Origin of the sequence: Pseudomonas sp. MG-9, from assembly GCF_018729515.1 — a bacterium.
Lineage (GTDB): Bacteria > Pseudomonadota > Gammaproteobacteria > Pseudomonadales > Pseudomonadaceae > Aquipseudomonas > Aquipseudomonas serboccidentalis.
This window is the reverse complement of record NZ_JAHHZH010000008.1, coordinates 223,223-240,675: the sequence shown is the minus strand read 5'-3', so window position 1 is coordinate 240,675 and position 17,453 is coordinate 223,223. Positions and strand designations below refer to the sequence as shown.

The 17,453-nt window shown below is 61.2% G+C and carries 15 protein-coding genes; 4 read left to right on the top strand and 11 right to left on the bottom strand.

Features of this window, described 5'->3' with window-relative positions; genetic code table 11:
- Positions 1-536: 536 nt before the first annotated feature.
- The 9 genes from KKQ10_RS21510 to exaC all read right to left on the bottom strand — a co-directional run bounded on the left by KKQ10_RS21510 (position 537) and on the right by exaC (position 10,070).
- Positions 537-1,283 (bottom strand): S24 family peptidase, encoded by a 747-nt coding sequence (locus tag KKQ10_RS21510; RefSeq protein WP_127651222.1) that lies wholly within the window; start codon positions 1,281-1,283, stop codon positions 537-539.
- A 219-nt stretch (positions 1,284-1,502) separates the two neighbouring features.
- Complete coding sequence (gene ppa, locus KKQ10_RS21505; RefSeq protein WP_008052339.1) at positions 1,503-2,030, bottom strand: inorganic diphosphatase; 528 nt, start codon at positions 2,028-2,030, stop codon at positions 1,503-1,505.
- 112 nt (positions 2,031-2,142) lie between these two features.
- Positions 2,143-2,955 carry a M90 family metallopeptidase gene (locus tag KKQ10_RS21500; RefSeq protein WP_215502224.1) on the bottom strand — a complete coding sequence of 271 codons (813 nt, stop codon included), beginning with the start codon at positions 2,953-2,955 and terminating at the stop codon, positions 2,143-2,145.
- A gap of 4 nt (positions 2,956-2,959) precedes the next feature.
- On the bottom strand, positions 2,960-3,610 hold the full coding sequence (locus KKQ10_RS21495; RefSeq protein WP_215502223.1) for a DedA family protein: 651 nt from the start codon (positions 3,608-3,610) through the stop codon (positions 2,960-2,962).
- Positions 3,611-3,921: 311 nt separating this feature from the next.
- A complete protein-coding gene (locus KKQ10_RS21490) occupies positions 3,922-4,383 on the bottom strand; it encodes a GNAT family N-acetyltransferase (RefSeq protein WP_127651220.1) in 462 nt (153 codons plus the stop codon).
- Between the two features lie 115 nt (positions 4,384-4,498).
- The gene (gene eutC, locus KKQ10_RS21485; protein ID WP_414892360.1) at positions 4,499-5,332 is read right to left on the bottom strand and encodes an ethanolamine ammonia-lyase subunit EutC; all 834 of its coding nucleotides are present in this window, start codon (positions 5,330-5,332) and stop codon (positions 4,499-4,501) included.
- Complete coding sequence (locus KKQ10_RS21480; protein ID WP_096796313.1) at positions 5,329-6,723, bottom strand: ethanolamine ammonia-lyase subunit EutB; 1,395 nt, start codon at positions 6,721-6,723, stop codon at positions 5,329-5,331. Before KKQ10_RS21480 ends, eutC begins: the two co-directional genes overlap by 4 nt.
- A 177-nt stretch (positions 6,724-6,900) precedes the next feature.
- Positions 6,901-8,271: an ethanolamine permease gene (gene eat / locus KKQ10_RS21475; RefSeq protein WP_127651217.1), complete on the bottom strand. Its 1,371-nt coding sequence runs from the start codon at positions 8,269-8,271 to the stop codon at positions 6,901-6,903.
- 278 nt (positions 8,272-8,549) lie between these two features.
- Positions 8,550-10,070 carry an acetaldehyde dehydrogenase ExaC gene (gene exaC / locus KKQ10_RS21470; protein WP_123448265.1) on the bottom strand — a complete coding sequence of 507 codons (1,521 nt, stop codon included), beginning with the start codon at positions 10,068-10,070 and terminating at the stop codon, positions 8,550-8,552.
- A gap of 391 nt (positions 10,071-10,461) precedes the next feature.
- Here exaC and KKQ10_RS21465 point away from each other — a divergent pair, with 391 nt between their 5' ends.
- The 4 genes from KKQ10_RS21465 to KKQ10_RS21450 all read left to right on the top strand — a co-directional run bounded on the left by KKQ10_RS21465 (position 10,462) and on the right by KKQ10_RS21450 (position 14,838).
- Positions 10,462-12,372, top strand: a complete 1,911-nt coding sequence (locus KKQ10_RS21465) for a sigma-54-dependent Fis family transcriptional regulator (protein WP_215502222.1) — start codon at positions 10,462-10,464, stop codon at positions 12,370-12,372.
- 195 nt (positions 12,373-12,567) lie between these two features.
- On the top strand, positions 12,568-13,917 hold the full coding sequence (gene mpl / locus KKQ10_RS21460; protein ID WP_127651215.1) for a UDP-N-acetylmuramate:L-alanyl-gamma-D-glutamyl-meso-diaminopimelate ligase: 1,350 nt from the start codon (positions 12,568-12,570) through the stop codon (positions 13,915-13,917).
- Positions 13,914-14,561, top strand: a complete 648-nt coding sequence (gene ubiX, locus KKQ10_RS21455; RefSeq protein WP_215502221.1) for a flavin prenyltransferase UbiX — start codon at positions 13,914-13,916, stop codon at positions 14,559-14,561. The genes mpl and ubiX overlap by 4 nt, the downstream gene beginning before the upstream one ends.
- Positions 14,554-14,838 carry a YceK/YidQ family lipoprotein gene (locus KKQ10_RS21450; RefSeq protein ID WP_127651213.1) on the top strand — a complete coding sequence of 95 codons (285 nt, stop codon included), beginning with the start codon at positions 14,554-14,556 and terminating at the stop codon, positions 14,836-14,838. The genes ubiX and KKQ10_RS21450 overlap by 8 nt, the downstream gene beginning before the upstream one ends.
- A 134-nt stretch (positions 14,839-14,972) precedes the next feature.
- Here KKQ10_RS21450 and KKQ10_RS21445 read toward each other — a convergent pair whose 3' ends face one another.
- Together KKQ10_RS21445 and KKQ10_RS21440 are read right to left on the bottom strand one after the other, a co-directional pair.
- The gene (locus tag KKQ10_RS21445) at positions 14,973-15,614 is read right to left on the bottom strand and encodes an oxidoreductase (protein WP_127651212.1); all 642 of its coding nucleotides are present in this window, start codon (positions 15,612-15,614) and stop codon (positions 14,973-14,975) included.
- A 27-nt stretch (positions 15,615-15,641) separates the two neighbouring features.
- On the bottom strand, positions 15,642-17,369 hold the full coding sequence (locus KKQ10_RS21440; protein WP_215502220.1) for a C13 family peptidase: 1,728 nt from the start codon (positions 17,367-17,369) through the stop codon (positions 15,642-15,644).
- Between the last annotated feature and the right edge of the window lie 84 nt (positions 17,370-17,453).

The following is a 17,453-nucleotide window of genomic DNA, read 5'->3' as shown; positions in this document are numbered from 1 at the left end:
TATTCTTGTTTGCGGGCAATCTGGATGGGCGGTGACTTTTTAAAAGTTGACCCGCGATGGGGATTTGCCTGATTCGTTTTAGCGCGGTCAGCCAAGTAACAAACCCATGCTGGTTGTACTTCGCGTTAATTTATCGATGCGACGGATCGGGGGGCACGCCAGCAGATTTTGACCGTCAGAAGCATCTGGCCTGGTTTTCTACGGGCATTAAAAAGCCGGCTTGTGGCCGGCTTCTCGGGGACTGGCTTGGTTTATTTTTGGTAAACCGCGTCAGCCTTCAAAACGTACACCCGGATCTGCGTCCGGCTGTGGGACTTGGTCAGATGTTGGTCTGCCGCGTCAGGCGTCATCTGAGCCGCGGGAGCGGGTCGATGCGCAAATGTGGGGCGCAGGATACTGAGTTTTGTTGGGGATTCCCAGCCTGAAGTGCGGTTTAGAGCGATCTCAGTCGAACAAATTCGAGATTTGTACCGATTATGAGGGCCTCATCGCAAGCAGGCTCACTCCTACAGGGGAGGGCGCGGCTCGGGAGGGGGTCAAAGAAACGGAACCACCGGTCGGCGTTTGCCCAGGGTCGACCACCAGAATACCCAGCCCAGAATATGTATTCGCTGCTCATCGATCTGCGCCGCGCGGAAGATTTCGTCCGGGTGTTCGGCGCTGTTGTGGCTGCGCAGGCGCAGGGCGTTGCCGGGCATGCGGTGCAGGTATTTGATGCGCAGCATGCCGTCGTGTTCGATGGCGTAGATTTCGCCGTCGACCACTTGGGTCAGGCCGCGGTCGATGCCGACGATGGAACCGTCTTCGATGCGTTCGCCCATGCTGTTGCCGATCATGTGCGCGCAGATGGCGTCGGTGTGGCGGATTTCCAGTTGGTCGAGGTGGGCGCGGGGCAGGCGGATGGTGTGCTCGGGGTCGAGGATGACGTGGGTTTTGCCGGCGCCGGTGGTGAGCGGAGTTTCCTTGAAGAACGGCAGTTCGATGTCGTTGGGATCGATGACCGTGTAGACGCCACGGATGGCCTGGGCGTCGAAGGTGTCGCCGTTGCTGGCAGGGGTTTGCAGGCGGGGTGACTCTTTGGTGCCTTCGCCGGTTTTCAGCCAGTCGCTGTTGACCGACAGCAGGCGCGAGACTTCCTCCATGCGATACGCCGGGACGCCCCGGGTGTACCAGTTATGAATGTTTTGGGCTTCCGTGCCCCAGAACTTTGCGAATCCCGTGGTGGTGATGTTCGCTGCTTCCAGGAGTGCCTTGAATCTTGGACCGCTAGTGTTCTTTCTCATAAACACGGAGTCTACGGGCGCGCTAGAGCGGTTTGAATAAACTGGGTGTTCAAAAAACGGCTGTATTTTGCGACTGGATGTAAGACGTGCTTGTGGGAAATTACACACCTTCAAACTTTTCTGTAGTCCGTCGTAAACACGCTGTTTAAGCCGCTTTTCCGGGGCGAAAAAAAACCCGGATCAACCGGGTTTTTTCAAGCGTATCGCAGGTCGTGCAGCTTAGCCCTTGTAGGCAGCAACCGACTTGGTGATCGCGTCGCGAGCGGCGTCAGCGCCAGCCCAGCCTTCGATCTTGACCCACTTGCCTTTTTCGAGATCTTTGTAGTTCGCGAAGAAGTGCTCGATCTGCTGAATCAGCAGCGGCGGCAAGTCGGTGTATTCCTTCACGTCGACGTACAGCTGGGACAGCTTGTCGTGTGGGACTGCGATGACTTTGGCATCGCCGCCGCCGTCGTCGGTCATGTTCAGGATGCCGACTGGACGCGCGCGGATCACCGAGCCTGGAGCAACCGGGTAAGGGGTCACAACCAGCACGTCGAGGGGATCACCGTCGTCAGCCAGGGTGTTCGGGATGTAACCGTAGTTGGCCGGATAGAACATTGGGGTGGCCATGAAACGGTCAACGAACAGGCAATCGCTGTCTTTGTCGATTTCGTATTTGATCGGCGCGTGGTTGGCCGGGATCTCGATCGCGACGTAGATGTCGTTCGGCAGGTCTTTGCCAGCCGGAATCTTGCTGTAGCTCATTGGGCGTTGCCCCCGTAGTTGACCAAAAACACTTGGCCGGATTGACCAAAAAGTGGCGGCGATTATAGGCACATTCCTACGCCGACGCCACGTACCAGAAGTCGTGCAGCGCTTACTCCTGCGCCTGATAGACCGGGTCTGTGGCCTGAAGTTGCCGCAGCCTGCCCAACGGATCCTGCCGGTAGAAAAGCTTCAGTTGCAAGTAGACCTGTGGATAAGCCTCGTGCAGCAGATCCGGGGCACTGAAGAAGTATTCGCTGGTGACCGCGAAGAACTCGGCCGGGTTTTCGGCGGCGTACGGGTCGATGGCGGTTTCGACGTCGGGATCGCGGTCGAGCTGGCGGTTGAGGTCGTCGTAGGCGTGTTGCATGACCGCGGCCCAGTCACTGACGCGCATGTCGGCGTGCAGCGGCGGCAGGCCGTTGGCGTCGCCGTTGAGCATGTCGAGCTTGTGTGCCAGCTCGTGGATCACCAGGTTGTAGCCTTCCCAGCCACCACTGGCCATCACCCCCGGCCAGGCGAGGATGATCGGTCCCTGTTGCCAGGCTTCGCCGCTGTGTTCGCCGTCCCATTCGTGCTCGACCCCGCTGGCATCGCGATGGCGTTGCGGGCTGAGGAAGTCGTCAGGGTAGAGGATGATTTCGTGAAAGCCCTGATACCAGTTCAAGTCGCCCAGATTGAGCAGCGGCAACTGGGCCTGCGCGGCGAGCAGCAGGCGTTGTTCCTGATGCAGTTCGACGCCGGGCAGGGCGGTCAGGTGTTTGTCATCGAGAAACAGCACACAGGCTTCACGCAGCCACTGGTCTTCGGCGGCGCTGATGCCGTCAAGGAAACTCAGATGGTGGCGCACCCGTTGCCACAGTTCGTCGGCAATCGGGTGCCTGGCCAGGATGCGCCGGCGACGCCAGGCGCTCAGTGACCACATCGGCTCAGTGGGTTTCGGCTTTGGCGCCGCCAAAACGGCTGCGCACCACGCCGATGATCATCGGCACCAGCGACAGCAGGATGATGCCGACGACCAGCAGCGACAGGTTCTTCTTGATGAATGGCACGTTGCCAAAGAAGTACCCCAACGTCACCAGACCGCCAACCCACAGGACGGTGCCGAACACGCTAAACGCGAAGAAACGCGGGTACGGCATCTTCCCGACGCCGGCGACGAACGGTGCAAACGTGCGGATGATCGGCAGGAAACGCGCCAGGGTCACGGTTTTGCCGCCGTGCTTGTCGTAGAAATCGTGAGTTTTTTGCAGGTAGTCGCGACGGAAGATTTTCGAGTTCGGATTGCTGAAGAGTTTTTCGCCCGCCGTTCGACCAATCACATAGTTGGTGCTGTCGCCGAGGATGGCCGCGAGCATCAACAGACCGGCCAACAGCACCGGATCCATGCCACCGCCCGCCGCCACGGCACCGGCAATGAACAACAGCGAATCGCCCGGCAGGAACGGCATCACCACCAGCCCGGTTTCACAGAAGATGACAGCGAACAGAATCGCGTAGATCCACGGCCCGTAGTTGGTCACCAGCAAATCGAGGTACACGTCGAGATGCAGGATAAGGTCGAGCGGGTTGAAATCCATGGGGGCACCTGTGGTGACGGCCCGACTCGGCAGGCCTGTGCGGATGATTCGAGTGTAAGCCTACAGCTGGGTGTAGTTTTTCTTACAAGCCGGAAAGCTCGGGATTATACGGTCTGAGAGGTGAAAAGCGCGTTGGTTTTGTAGCGGGGAATGTCGGGGTGTGAGTATTTGTCAGGCGGGCGTTGAGCTTGATGAGGGGAGGCAACACTCGGTCGAGTGCCAAGCAAAAGCAAAAAGATCGCAGCCTTCGGCAGCTCCTACAGGGCAACGCATTCCAATGTAGGAGCTGCCGAAGGCTGCGATCTTTGGGTTCAGAGCTCGTCGCTGATCGGCAACACGTAGTTCTTGAACTCGGTGTCTTCCCTGAAGCCGATGGATTCGTAGGTTTTCTGCGCCACTTCGTTGTTGCTGCTGGTGGAGACGCGCATGCGCACGGCCTGGGTTTCCTTGGCCATTTTCTTGGCGGTGCGGATCAGGTTGTCAGCCACCAGCTGGCGGCGGGCGTCTTCGGCGACATAGATGTCGTTGAGGATCCACACGCGTTTGAGCGACAGCGAGGAAAAGCTTGGATACAGCTGGCAGAAGCCCATCAGCTTCTTGTCGTCATCGTCGGGCAGGGCCAGATAAATCACCGATTCCTTGCGTCGCAGGCGTTTTTCGAGAAACGCGCGGGAGGAATCCGGGTAAGGCAGGGAACCGTAGAACTCGCGATATTTGACGAACAACGGGGTCAGCAAATCCAGGTGTTCGAGGGTCGCTTGAATAATCCGCATGATAGGTCTCGTCTTCAAGTGGCTGTCTTCAACTGCTCTGACGGCGATGGGAAACCCTGGCGGCCGTGCATCGATCCTGCCTGAAAGCAGCGCAGAAACGCAATGCGGAAACGGTTCAGGTTGTGGGCGGATCGAGTAGGAAGTTTCCCTTCATGTCCGCACCTGCGTCCGACTCCAGCGTCTGAACCTGTGCTTCGTCCTTCAAATTGACCCCCGACAACTGCCGCCGGCAGGCTTCGCGCATCAGATACAGCAAGCGATGCGCTGCCATGCCGTAACTCAAGCCCTCAAGCCGGACGTTGGAAATGCAATTGCGGTAGGCATCGGTCAGTCCGACCTTTGGATTGTAGGTGAAATATAAACCCAGGCTGTCGGGCGAGCTGAGGCCCGGACGCTCTCCGATCAGCATCACCACCATTTTTGCGCCAAGCAACTGGCCGATTTCGTCACCGACGGCGACCCGCCCCTGTTCCACCAGTACCACGGGGGCAAGCGACCAGCCGTCGGCGCTCATCTGCTCCTCCAGACGGGTCAGAAACGGCAAGGTATGCCGATGCACCGCCAGCGCCGACAGACCGTCCGCCACCACAATCGCCAGATCGACGCCGCCCGGATGTGCTGCTGCGTAATCCCGAAGGATTTTCGCCGAGTCTTCGCTGAGCTTGCGCCCCAGATCCGGCCGTTGCAGGTAGCTGTTGCGATCCGTCGCCGCGCTGTGCAGCAACAGGCTCTGGCGCCCGCGTTCGCTCAGTTGCGCGCTCAGCCCGGCATGATCGAACGGTAGATGCACCGCGTCCCGTGCCTGGGCGTGGGCGAACTGGAAATCCAGTTGGGCGCGGGTCGGCAGGCTGGTGCCGGTGCGGCCGAGGGCGATGCGCGCCGGCGTCAGGCGGCGCAGCTCCAGCCACGGGTTTTGCGGGTCGACAGGCGGTTTTTCCATAACATTCATCCCAGTTGCGCCAACGCCTGGCGGAAGGCCGGCGGCAGGTTGTTGCCAAAGCGAACCTTGCCGTCCGCCTGGGTGAAGATGCCCATGTTCGCCAGCCATTGCTCGAACTCCGGCGCCGGTTTCAGGCCCAGGGTCTGTCGCGCATAGAGCGCGTCGTGGAACGAGGTGGTCTGGTAATTGAGCATGATGTCGTCGGAGCCGGGGATGCCCATGATGAAGTTGATCCCGGCTACACCGAGCAACGTCAGCAGAGTGTCCATGTCATCCTGGTCGGCTTCGGCATGGTTGGTGTAACAGATGTCGCAACCCATCGGCACGCCGAGCAACTTGCCGCAGAAATGGTCTTCGAGGCCGGCGCGGATGATCTGTTTGCCGTTGTATAAATATTCCGGGCCGATGAAGCCGACCACGGTGTTCACCAGGAACGGCTTGAAATGCCGCGCCACGGCGTAGGCCCGGGTTTCGCAGGTCTGCTGGTCGACACCGTGGTGGGCGTTGGCCGACAGTGCGCTGCCCTGACCGGTCTCGAAATACATCAAATTCTGCCCGAGGGTGCCGCGTTTGAGGCTCAGCCCTGCGTCATAACCTTCCTGCAAGACATTCAGGTTGATGCCGAAACTGGCGTTGGCCGCTTCGGTGCCGGCAATCGACTGAAACACCAGATCCAGCGGCACGCCGCGGTTGATTGCCTCGATCGAGGTGGTGACGTGGGTCAGCACGCAGGCCTGGGTCGGGATGTCGTAGCGCTGAATGATCGCGTCGAGCATTTCCAGCATCGCGCAGATCGAGGCAATGCTGTCGGTGGCCGGGTTGATGCCGATCATCGCGTCGCCGTTGCCGTACAGCAGTCCGTCGAGAATGCTCGCGGCGATGCCGGATGGCTCGTCGGTGGGGTGATTCGGTTGCAGGCGGGTCGACAGGCGTCCGCGCAGGCCGAGAGTGCCGCGAAACTTCGTCACTACGCGGATCTTCTGCGCCACCAGCACCAGATCCTGCACGCGCATGATCTTCGACACGGCGGCGACCATTTCCGGGGTCAGGCCGGGGGCGAGAGCGCGCAGGCTGGTTTCGTCGGCCGCATCACTGAGCAGCCAGTCGCGAAAACCGCCGACAGTGAGGTGGCTGACCACGGCAAAGGCTTGTTTGTCATGGGTGTCGATGATCAGTCGGGTGACTTCATCGGCTTCGTAGGGAATCAGCGCTTCCTGCAAGAAATGCGTGAGCGGGATGTCGGCCAGCGCCATTTGTGCGGCCACGCGCTCGCCGTCATTGAGCGCGGCGACGCCGGCCAGGAAGTCCCCGGAGCGCGCCGGGCTGGCCTTGGCCATGACGTCCTTGAGGCTGTCGAAGCGGTAGGTCTGGGCGCCGACGGAATGGGCAAATGCGGCCATGGGGCGGTGTCCTCCAATAATTGATACATCCTCGTAGGAGCTGCCGAAGGCTGCGATCTTTTGATCTTGATCTTGAAAATGCAGGATCAAAAGATCGCAGCCTTCGGCAGCTCCTACAGGAGGCAGCGTGCACTTCTATATAGCGGGCACCGGGCGAAAGGCCCGGTGCCGGTGCAACTAGATACCTTCGAGCATAGCGTCTGCCGGGGCTTCGGCGCGTTGCTTGGCGGTCAGCTGGAAGTACAGATAGCCAGCGGCCATGAAGCCCAGGAACACACAACCGATCAGCGTGTTGAACCACGCCATCGCCACCAGGCACACCACCGCCAGGAACAGCGCAATTGCCGGCACCACCGGGTAGCCCGGGGCGCGGAAGGTGCGTTCCAGGTTCGGTTCGGTTTTGCGCAGTTTGAACAGGCTGAGCATGCTGATGATGTACATCACGATCGCGCCGAACACCGACATGGTGATCATCGCGGCGGTCAGGGTCATGCCCTGAAGATTGACCAGACCATCGCTGTAGATCGCCGCGATGCCGATCACGCCACCGGCCAGAATCGCCCGATGCGGGGTCTGGAAACGCGACAACTTGGCCAGGCTCTTCGGCAGATAACCGGCGCGGGCGAGGGCGAAGAATTGGCGCGAATAGCCGAGGATGATCCCGTGGAAACTCGCCACCAGGCCGAACAGGCCGATCCACACCAGCATGTGCATCCACGAGGAGTTGTTGCCGACCACCGCTTTCATGGCCTGCGGCAGCGGATCGTTGATGTTCGACAGTTGGCGCCAGTCGCCGACGCCGCCGGCCATCACCATCACGCCGATGGCGAGGAACACCAGGGTCAGGATGCCGCTGACGTAAGCCTTGGGAATCGTGCGTTTCGGGTCCTTGGCTTCTTCGGCCGCCATGGCCGCGCCTTCGATGGCGAGGAAGAACCAGATCGCGAACGGGATCGCCGCAAAGATTCCGGGGATCGAACCCAGGGTGAACTCGTTGGAACCCGACCAGCCATTGAGCACGAAATTGCTGAAGCTGAAGCCCGGTGCGACCACGCCCATGAACACCAGCAGCTCGGCGACCGCCAGCACGGTGACCACCAACTCAAAGGTCGCAGCAATGCTGACGCCGAGGATGTTCAGGGTCATGAACACGAAGTACGCGCCGACCGCTGCCACCTTCGGATCAAGCTCCGGGTACTGCACGTTGAGGTAGGCGCCGATCGCCATGGCGATGGCCGGTGGGGCGAAAACGAATTCGATCAGGGTGGCGATGCCGGCGATCAACCCGCCTTTCTCGCCGAACGCCCGACGGCTGTAGGCAAACGGCCCGCCCGCGTGGGGAATCGCGGTGGTCAGTTCGGTAAAACTGAAGATGAAGCAGGTGTACATGGTCGCGACCATCAGCGCCGTGACCAGAAATCCGAGGGTGCCCGCCGTGCCCCAGCCGTAACTCCAGCCGAAGTATTCGCCGGAAATCACCAGGCCGACGGCAATGCCCCAGAGGTGCAGGGTGCCGAGTGTGGGTTTGAGCTGTGTGGTGGAAGTCATAAGTCCTCTCTGTTTTTTATTGTTCGATCTGTTGGACTTTCGGGTGCAGTGGTTGGGTGGATGGATGCTGTTCACGCAGCGGCAGTTTTCGCGCAAACCTGAATGACGGGTACGCAAGGGCCGTGCCAGCGCGGCCAGGCCTTGTGTTGTGTCATTGAGGACGCCAATCGCGAGCAGGCTCACTCCTACAGGAGGGATGCGGTGCAATTGCAGGAGTGAGCCTGCTCGCGATAGCGGTCGATAGGGCAACACCGAAACATCAGTGTCGCCCCAGGGTTTTAGAAGAAGCCCAACGGATTGATGTCGTAGCTCACCAGCAGGTTTTTCGTCTGCTGATAGTGATCAAGCATCATCTTGTGGGTTTCGCGGCCGACGCCGGACTTCTTGTACCCGCCGAACGCGGCATGCGCCGGGTACAGGTGGTAGCAGTTGGTCCACACGCGACCGGCCTTGATCGCGCGACCCATGCGGTAGGCGCGGTTGATGTCGCGGGTCCACAGGCCGGCACCGAGACCGAACTCGGTGTCGTTGGCAATCGCCAGGGCTTCGGCTTCGTCCTTGAAGGTGGTGATGCTCACCACCGGGCCGAAGATTTCTTCCTGGAACACGCGCATTTTGTTGGTGCCCTTGAGCAGGGTCGGCTGGATGTAATAGCCGGTCGCCAGACTGCCCTCGAGTTTTTCCACCTTGCCGCCGGTCAGCAGTTCGGCGCCTTCACCCTTGGCGATTTCCAGGTACGACAGGATCTTGTCGAACTGCTGCTCGGACGCCTGGGCGCCGACCATGGTGTCGGTGTCCAGCGGATCGCCGCGTTTGATCTGGCTGACTTTCTTCATCACCGCTTGCATGAATTCGTCGTAGATCGACTCCTGCACCAGTGCGCGGGACGGGCAGGTGCACACTTCGCCCTGGTTGAAGAACGCCAGCACCAGACCTTCGGCCGCTTTCTCGATGAAGCTCGGTTCGGCCTGCATGATGTCTTCGAAGAAGATGTTCGGCGACTTGCCGCCCAGCTCCACGGTGGACGGAATGATGTTCTCGGCCGCGCATTTCATGATGTGCGAGCCGACCGGGGTCGAGCCGGTGAAAGCGATCTTGGCGATGCGTTTGCTGGTGGCCAGCGCTTCGCCGGCTTCTTTGCCGAAGCCCTGCACCACGTTGAGCACGCCCGGTGGCAGCAGATCACCGATCAGCTCCATCAGGACGCAGATGCCCAGCGGGGTTTGCTCGGCAGGTTTGAGCACCACGCAGTTGCCGGCAGCCAGCGCCGGGGCGAGTTTCCACGCGGCCATCAGCAGCGGGAAGTTCCACGGGATGATCTGACCGACCACGCCCAGTGGTTCATGGATGTGATAGGCCACGGTGTTGCCGTCGATTTCGGCAGCGCTGCCTTCCTGGGCGCGCAGGCAGCCGGCGAAGTAGCGGAAATGGTCGGCGGCCAGCGGGATGTCGGCGTTGAGGGTTTCGCGGATGGCTTTGCCGTTGTCCCAGGTTTCGGTGATCGCCAGCAGTTCGAGGTTTTCTTCGATGCGGTCGGCGATTTTCAGCAGGATCAGCGAGCGCGCCTGCACAGAGGTCGCGCCCCACGCGTCGGCGGCGGCGTGGGCGGCGTCCAGTGCCTTGTCGATGTCTTCGGCAGTGGAACGGGGGAATTCGGCAATCGGTTGGCCATTCACTGGCGAGGTATTGGTGAAGTACTGACCTTTGACAGGCGCGACGAACTCGCCGCCGATGTAGTTACCGTACTTGCTCTTGAACGAGACTTTGGCGCCTTCAGTACCGGGGTGAGCGTAACGCATGATGATGTTCTCCTTGGCTTTGTACTTATTAGAGAAACGCGCAAGTGCGCTTGCTATAAGCGTAGAGCAAAGGTCGGGCCACTGCCGTGCAGGTCAGGCAAATCAAGGCCTTGCGGGTTTTTTGTCGGACGGGCGGGTGATGCCTGTGATGGTTTCGGTACAGAGGGGGTGACAGTTTGTACCGCTTTTGGCACAGCCTGTGACCGGCCGGTCTTGCCAGCATTGCAATGCCGGCCGGCCTGGAGGATCCTCAGCCAACAGAAACCCTGTAGGAGCTGCCGCAGGCTGCGATCTTTTGATTTTGCTTTCTTGCAGATCAAGATCAAAAGATCGCAGCCGCGGCAGCTCCTACACGAGGTTTGCGTCGACCTTTCGGGGAGAATAATAAGAAATGCACGACAACCATTTGAGTCGCCATGCCCAACAGGTGCTCACCGTGACCCAGGGCAAGCCGCACCTGCACGGGCCCGGTGCCGATCCGTCGATTGCCCGTTCGTGGCTGCGTTGTCTTGAGGACTATCATCTCGACCCGGCGCTTGCCATGGCGCCCACCGTGCTCGAACACGGGCGCGTCCTCGAAAGCCGCGAGCGCCTGCAACAGGTGTTGCAGATTGCCGGCAATGAAATGAGCAGCCTGCATCAACAACTGTCTGGCGCCGGCCATGCGGTGCTGCTGACCGATGCGCGTGGGGTGATCCTCAACTGCGTCACCGCACCAGCCGAACGCAAGATTTTCGAACGTGCCGGCCTCTGGCTCGGCGCCGACTGGAGCGAAGCCTGCGAAGGCACCAATGGCATCGGCACCTGCCTGGTCGAGCGCCAGGCGCTGACCATTCACCAGGACGAACACTTTCGCGGCCGTCACACCGGCCTGACCTGCTCGGCGAGTCCGGTGTTCGACCCGCACGGCGAATTGCTCGCGGTGCTCGACGTGTCCTCGGCGCGCCACGATGTCTCGCGGCAGAGCCAGTTCCACACCATGGCGCTGGTCAACCTGTCGGCGAAGATGATCGAGAGCTGCTATTTCCTGCGTTGCTTCGATAACCAGTGGTTGCTGCGTTTTCACTTGCAGGCCGAATCCGTCGGCCTGTTCAGCGAAGGGCTGCTGGCGTTTGACGGAGAAGGGCGGATCAGCGCGGTCAACCAGAGTGCGCTGAACCTGCTGGGGCATATTCGCGGTGGCTTGCTGGGCAAACCGGTGGAAGCGTTTTTCGATTGCTCGCTGGACGAACTGCTCGGCCGCGCCAGCGCCAATGCCAGCGCCAGTTGGCCGTTGCGCACCCGCGACGGGCGGCATCTGTTTGCCTTGCTGCGTGGTGAATCGCGCAAACCGCTGCCGATTACGCCGGCCCCGGTTGTGGCTCGGGCGCAACCATTGGCGGGCATTTGCCTCGGTGACGCGGCGCTGCAAGCCGATTTTCGCAAGGCGTTGCGTGTGTTCGAGCGCGACGTGCCGCTGCTGATCAACGGCGAGACCGGCTCCGGTAAGGAAGCCTTCGCCAAGGCTGTGCATCACGCCAGCCAGCGCGCCAACAAAGCCTTCGTCGCCCTCAACTGCGCGGCGATTCCCGAGAGCCTGATCGAGAGCGAACTGTTCGGTTATCGCGGCGGCAGTTTCACCGGCGCGCGCAAGGACGGCATGCGCGGCAAGTTGCAGCAGGCCGATGGCGGCACCTTGTTCCTCGATGAAATCGGTGACATGCCGCTGGCGCTGCAGACCCGTTTGTTGCGGGTGCTGGAAGACCGACAAGTGGTGCCGATCGGCGGCGAGCCGGAGGCGGTCAACGTGCGGATCATCAGCGCCACGCACCGCAATCTGTTGGAGCGGGTCGAAGACGGCAGCTTCCGCGAAGATCTGTATTACCGGCTCAACGGTCTCGAAGTCGCGCTACCGGCGTTGCGCGAGCGCAGTGACAAATCGCAGTTGCTGGATTTCCTGCTGGCCGAGGAGGCGGGCGGGGAGGTGATCGTCATCGACGAACCGGCGCGCCAGGCGTTGCTGGCCTTCAACTGGCCGGGCAATGTGCGGCAGTTGCGCAATGTCCTGCGTACGCTGGCGGCGTTGTGCGATGACGGGCGGATCGGGCTGGAGGATCTGCCAGCGATGATTCGTCAGGTGCGGCCGCCAGCGGTGGAATCCATTCCCTGCGAGCAACCTCTCGAGGATGCCGAACGATTGGCGTTGCTCAATACTCTTGAACGCACGCGCTGGCACATGACTCACACCGCCGAGCAACTGGGCGTGAGCCGCAACACCCTCTACAGAAAGCTGCGCAAACACGGCATCGCCCGAACCGGATAAATCCCCCTGTAGGAGCTGCCGAAGGCTGCGATCTTTTGATCTTGTTCTTTATAGGATCAAAAGATCGCAGCCTCGTTGCACTCGTCAGCTCCTACAGGTGGGGTAGTGATCGTGGTGGTGGGTGATGGTGTCAGCTAAAGAGTGCGATTTTCCCCTCCCTACGCTAACCTGCGGCCATGTTTTACGAGGTCGACTATGCACATTCATATTCTGGGTATCTGCGGGACTTTCATGGGCTCGATGGCGGTTCTGGCCAAAGAGTTGGGCCATCACGTGACCGGTTCCGACGCCAACGTCTATCCGCCGATGAGCACGCAGCTTGAGGCCCAGGGCATTCAACTGACCCAAGGCTACGACCCGGCCCAGCTCGATCCGGCGCCGGATCTGGTGGTGATCGGCAACGCCATGTCCCGCGGCAACCCGGCGGTGGAATATGTGCTGAACAAGGGCCTGCCGTACGTCTCCGGTCCGCAGTGGCTGGCCGATCACGTGTTGCAAGGTCGCTGGGTGCTGGCGGTCGCCGGTACACACGGCAAGACCACCACCAGCAGCATGCTCGCCTGGGTGCTGGAACATGCCGGCATGAGCCCGGGGTTCCTGATCGGTGGCGTGCCGCAGAATTTCTCGGTGTCCGCGCGCCTGGGCGGTACGCCGTTCTTCGTGATTGAGGCTGACGAATACGACAGCGCGTTCTTCGACAAGCGTTCGAAGTTCGTCCACTACCGCCCGCGCACCGCGATCCTCAACAACCTTGAGTTCGATCACGCGGACATCTTCCCCGATCTGCCGGCCATCGAGCGACAGTTTCACCATTTGGTGCGCACCATTCCGAGTGAAGGTCTGGTGATTCATCCGACCACCGAGCCTGCCTTGCAGCGCGTGATCGAAATGGGCTGCTGGACCCCGGTGCAAACCACCGGTGCCGGTGGTCAGTGGCAGGTCAAGTTGCTCAAGGATGACGGTTCGGCGTTCGAGGTGATGTTCGAGGGCGTGTCCCAAGGCACCGTCGAATGGGAGTTGACCGGGCAGCACAACGTCGCCAACGCCTTGGCTGCTTTGGCGGCGGCGCGGCATGTCGGTGTGGTGCCATCGATGGGCATCGCCGGGTTGAGCGCGTTCAAGAACGTCAAACGCCGGATGGAGAAAGTCGCCGAAGTGCGCGGCATCACCATCTATGACGACTTCGCCCACCACCCGACCGCGATCGCCACTACTCTCGACGGTCTGCGCAAACGCATCGGCGACGCACCGCTGATCGCGATCATCGAACCGCGTTCCAACTCGATGAAGCTCGGCGCGCACCGTGACGGTTTGCCCGACAGCGTGGTCGATGCCGATCAGGTGATCTGGTACGCCCCGGCCAACCTCGGCTGGGATCTGGGTGCCACTGCCGCGTTGTGCACCGTGCCGTCGATCGTCAGCGATTCGCTCGAAGGCATCATCGAGCGCGTGAAGAGCCAGGCCCAACCCGGCACTCATGTGGTGATCATGAGCAACGGCGGCTTCGGCGGCCTGCACGGCAAACTCGCCGAGGCGCTTAAATGAACACTCTTTCCCAGGACGGCGGCCCGGAACGCATCACGCTGGCGATGACCGGTGCTTCCGGCGCGCAGTACGGTTTGCGCCTGCTCGATTGCCTGGTGCGCGAAGATCGCGAAGTGCACTTCCTGATCTCCAAAGCTGCGCAACTGGTGATGGCCACCGAGACCGACGTCTCGCTGCCGGCCAAACCGCAGATGATGCAGGCGTTCCTGACCGAGTACACCGGGGCGGCCTCCGGGCAGATCCGCGTGTACGGCAAGGAAGACTGGATGTCGCCGGTAGCCTCGGGCTCCGGCGCGCCGGCAGCGATGGTTGTGGTGCCATGCTCCACCGGCACCTTGTCGGCGATTGCCACGGGCGCCTGCAACAACCTGATCGAGCGGGCGGCGGACGTGACGCTGAAGGAGCGTCGCCAGTTGATTCTGGTGCCGCGCGAGGCGCCGTATTCGAGCATTCATCTGGAGCACATGCTCAAGCTGTCGAACATGGGCGTGACCATCCTGCCGGCCTCGCCGGGCTTCTATCACCAGCCGCAGACCATTGATGACCTGATCGATTTCGTCGTGGCGCGGATTCTCAATTTGCTGGGCATTCCTCAGGACATGCTGCCGCGTTGGGGCGAGCATCATCTGAGCAGCGATGAATAAGCTGCTGACGATTGTGCTGGCGCTGCAACTGGCCGGCTGCGCCACCGTGCGTACGCTGGATGCGGCTAAGCCGGGCGCACCGGTGGTGTATTCCGGGACGCGGCTGGATTTGTATGCGATGAACGGCGGGTGTTGTGCAATGGACCGTTTCGGGGCTGAAGCGCCGAGCTATCCGGGGGTGGACCTGCCGGCGAGTGCCTTGCTCGATACGCTGTTGTTGCCGTTGTCGTTGCTCACCGTGATCGGCGTGGGGTTTCAGGCGACTGGCGGATTGTAAAAGCAAAAGATCGCAGCCTTCGGCAGCTCCTACAGGGTGAACATAAATCCCGTGTAGGAGCTGCCGAAGGCTGCGATCTTTTGATTCTGGGAGTGCTGCGCACTCCATCGTCAGCTTGCTGGCGATTGCATTGATTACTTGCCGAGTTTGCGCAGCTCATCCGACTCGACAATCCGCACCCCATCCTGCTCCTCAAGCGCCAGGCGCCACATCGCCCGGGCCAGTTGGCAGGCTTCGATGCCGCGGTATTTGCCGGGGATCAGTTTGGAGAACGGCGCGGCCAGTTGTTCGCCCAGGCGCGGTTCGGTGCGCTCACCCAAGAGCAGCGACGGCCGGCAAATGGTCAGTTGCGGCCAGTTCTGGGCGCGCAGCGCTTGTTCCATTTCGCCTTTGACCCGGTTGTAGAAAATCGATGACTTCGGATCGGCGCCCAGCGCACTGATCACGATCAGATGCCGTGCGCCCATTTCCCGGGCGCGCTTGGCGAACGCCACCACCATGTCCAGATCCACCGCGCGAAATGCCGCTTCCGAGCCTGCCTGCTTGATGGTGGTACCGAGGCAGCAGTAGGCGATATCGACGCGACCGCTGAGTTGCGGCAGAAAGGCCTGTGGGTCGCCGACCGGGTTTTCCAGGTGCGGATGTTCAGCCAGTGGCCGGCGCGACGGGGCGAGCACGCGGGTGATCGTCGGCTCGTTGAGCAAGCGGTCGAGCAGGTGTTCACCGGTCAATCCGGTGGCTCCGGCAAGCAATACGTGCTGAGGCGTCAAGTACATTGTGTCTCTCCCTTGATACTGTTCAGCTTAGTTGCTGTTTGTCGCTCCGTCGTTCAATGCAGCGCTTTGCAAAGCTTTTCTTGCTTGCTGTTTGCGCAGCAGTTGCCAGTGCGACAGCACAGTCTTGGGTGCCCAGATCTGTGGTTCCGAGGCTTCGAAATTGTCGGCCAGTTCACGCTCGGCAACGGTGGCCTTGGCCAGTTTGAAGGCTTGTTCCAGATCGTCGGTCTGGTTCAGCGCCTGGGCGAACAAGGCGTCGCCGAAGTAGGTGAAGTTGGCTTCTTCCGAGCAGCCGAACGACACGCGATCGGCACGCGAGGCGGTCATGATCAGTGTGCGCTCATCTTTCAACGCAGGGATGAAACCACCGGAATAGCACGATGAAATCACGATCACCTTGTCGCGATTTTTCAGCGGTGCGAGCACGGCGGCGAGTTCATCGGCGGGCAGGTCGGCCAGCTCCATGCGTGGCTGGTCGAGCACCAGTTCGTGTTCGGCGGTGCCGTGGCTGGTCAGGTAGATGAATACCAGATCTTCCGGGCCACTGCGTTCGGCCAGGATCTGCGCGGCGCGGCGCAGGTTTTCGCGGGTGGCCATCGGCCGGTCGCCGAGGTGGTCGCGGTGGTTGACCAGACGAATCTGGCCGTAAGCACCGAAACGCGTGGTGAGCATGTTGGCGACGTAGTCGGATTCGCGTAGGAACACGCTTTGCTTGCCGTCGCCACCGAGGGTCAGGGTGTACAGCTCGACCGCCGGCGTCGAGGCGGGCACGGCGGACAGCGCGTCATCGAGCAGGCGGCCCTGAGCCAGCAAACCGAGTTCGAGGATGTCGGGCAGGAGCTTGCCGTCGGCGTCGCGCACCCGTTGGCTGTTGATCCAGGTGCCGCTGAGTACGGTGCCATCGGTCAGCACCAGGGTGCCGCGTCCGGCGTAGCTGTCGTTGTCGAAACCGCCAATGTAGAAACTGCCGTCAGACAGATTCAAACGGCCCTGACCGCTGAAGCGCCAGTCATTGAAGTAGCCGATGTAATGGCTGCCGTCGGTGCCGATCAGTTCACCCTTGCCGGTCAGTGCGCCTTCCTTGAACTGGCCGAGCCACACGTCGCCATCGGCGTTTTCATAGCGGCCCTTGCCGTGCAACTGGCTGTTCTTGAAACCACCGACATAGATGTCGCCATCGGCACTGTTGAAGGTGCCATTGCCTTCGAGCTGGCCGTTGACGAAATGGCCGCTGAACGAGTTGCCGCTGGCGTCGCCGCGTTGGCCTTCGCCGTTGGGTTTGCCGTGGGCGAACTGGCCCTGATACGAGCTGCCGTCGTCCATTTCCAGGCGGCCCAGCCCGGAATACTGGTCGGCCTTGAACTCGCCACGGTAGGTCATGGCGTTTTCCTTGAGGGTACCTTCGCCGTCGCGCCGGCCCTGCCTGAAGCCGCCGGTGTAACTGCTGGCGTTGGTGGTCAGACTGCCCTGACCATCGAACAGGCCCTGCTGGAACTGGCCGCGATAGATCTCGCCGTTACTGCCGTGCCACTCACCCTGGCCATGCCATTGGCCCTTGTCGAACTGCCCGGCGTACCAACTGCCGTTGGGATAGTCGACCCGGCCCTGGCCTTGCAGCAAGCCGTTGACCAGTTCGCCGCGATAGCGTCCGCCGTCCGGCAGGCGCGCATCCGGAGGCAACAGCGATTCGCCGTCGCCGCACGCGGTGAGCATCAGGATCAGGGCAAGGGGTGCAAGGGAAGCGAGTGGGCGCATAGCGGGATCCGGGCAATTAGGCGACCGAGTATGCCGCAGCTATGTGACCTTATACAGCCGGTAAAAACAGCGCTGATGCGAAAC

Coding starts and splice junctions, on each gene's coding strand:
- KKQ10_RS21510 (WP_127651222.1), bottom strand. CDS start 1,283: ATGAGAAAGAACACTAGCGGTCCAAGATTCAAGGCACTCCTGGAAGCA.
- ppa (WP_008052339.1), bottom strand. CDS start 2,030: ATGAGCTACAGCAAGATTCCGGCTGGCAAAGACCTGCCGAACGACATC.
- KKQ10_RS21500 (WP_215502224.1), bottom strand. CDS start 2,955: ATGTGGTCACTGAGCGCCTGGCGTCGCCGGCGCATCCTGGCCAGGCAC.
- KKQ10_RS21495 (WP_215502223.1), bottom strand. CDS start 3,610: ATGGATTTCAACCCGCTCGACCTTATCCTGCATCTCGACGTGTACCTC.
- KKQ10_RS21490 (WP_127651220.1), bottom strand. CDS start 4,383: ATGCGGATTATTCAAGCGACCCTCGAACACCTGGATTTGCTGACCCCG.
- eutC (WP_414892360.1), bottom strand. CDS start 5,332: ATGAATGTTATGGAAAAACCGCCTGTCGACCCGCAAAACCCGTGGCTG.
- KKQ10_RS21480 (WP_096796313.1), bottom strand. CDS start 6,723: ATGGCCGCATTTGCCCATTCCGTCGGCGCCCAGACCTACCGCTTCGAC.
- eat (WP_127651217.1), bottom strand. CDS start 8,271: ATGACTTCCACCACACAGCTCAAACCCACACTCGGCACCCTGCACCTC.
- exaC (WP_123448265.1), bottom strand. CDS start 10,070: ATGCGTTACGCTCACCCCGGTACTGAAGGCGCCAAAGTCTCGTTCAAG.
- KKQ10_RS21465 (WP_215502222.1), top strand. CDS start 10,462: ATGCACGACAACCATTTGAGTCGCCATGCCCAACAGGTGCTCACCGTG.
- mpl (WP_127651215.1), top strand. CDS start 12,568: ATGCACATTCATATTCTGGGTATCTGCGGGACTTTCATGGGCTCGATG.
- ubiX (WP_215502221.1), top strand. CDS start 13,914: ATGAACACTCTTTCCCAGGACGGCGGCCCGGAACGCATCACGCTGGCG.
- KKQ10_RS21450 (WP_127651213.1), top strand. CDS start 14,554: ATGAATAAGCTGCTGACGATTGTGCTGGCGCTGCAACTGGCCGGCTGC.
- KKQ10_RS21445 (WP_127651212.1), bottom strand. CDS start 15,614: ATGTACTTGACGCCTCAGCACGTATTGCTTGCCGGAGCCACCGGATTG.
- KKQ10_RS21440 (WP_215502220.1), bottom strand. CDS start 17,369: ATGCGCCCACTCGCTTCCCTTGCACCCCTTGCCCTGATCCTGATGCTC.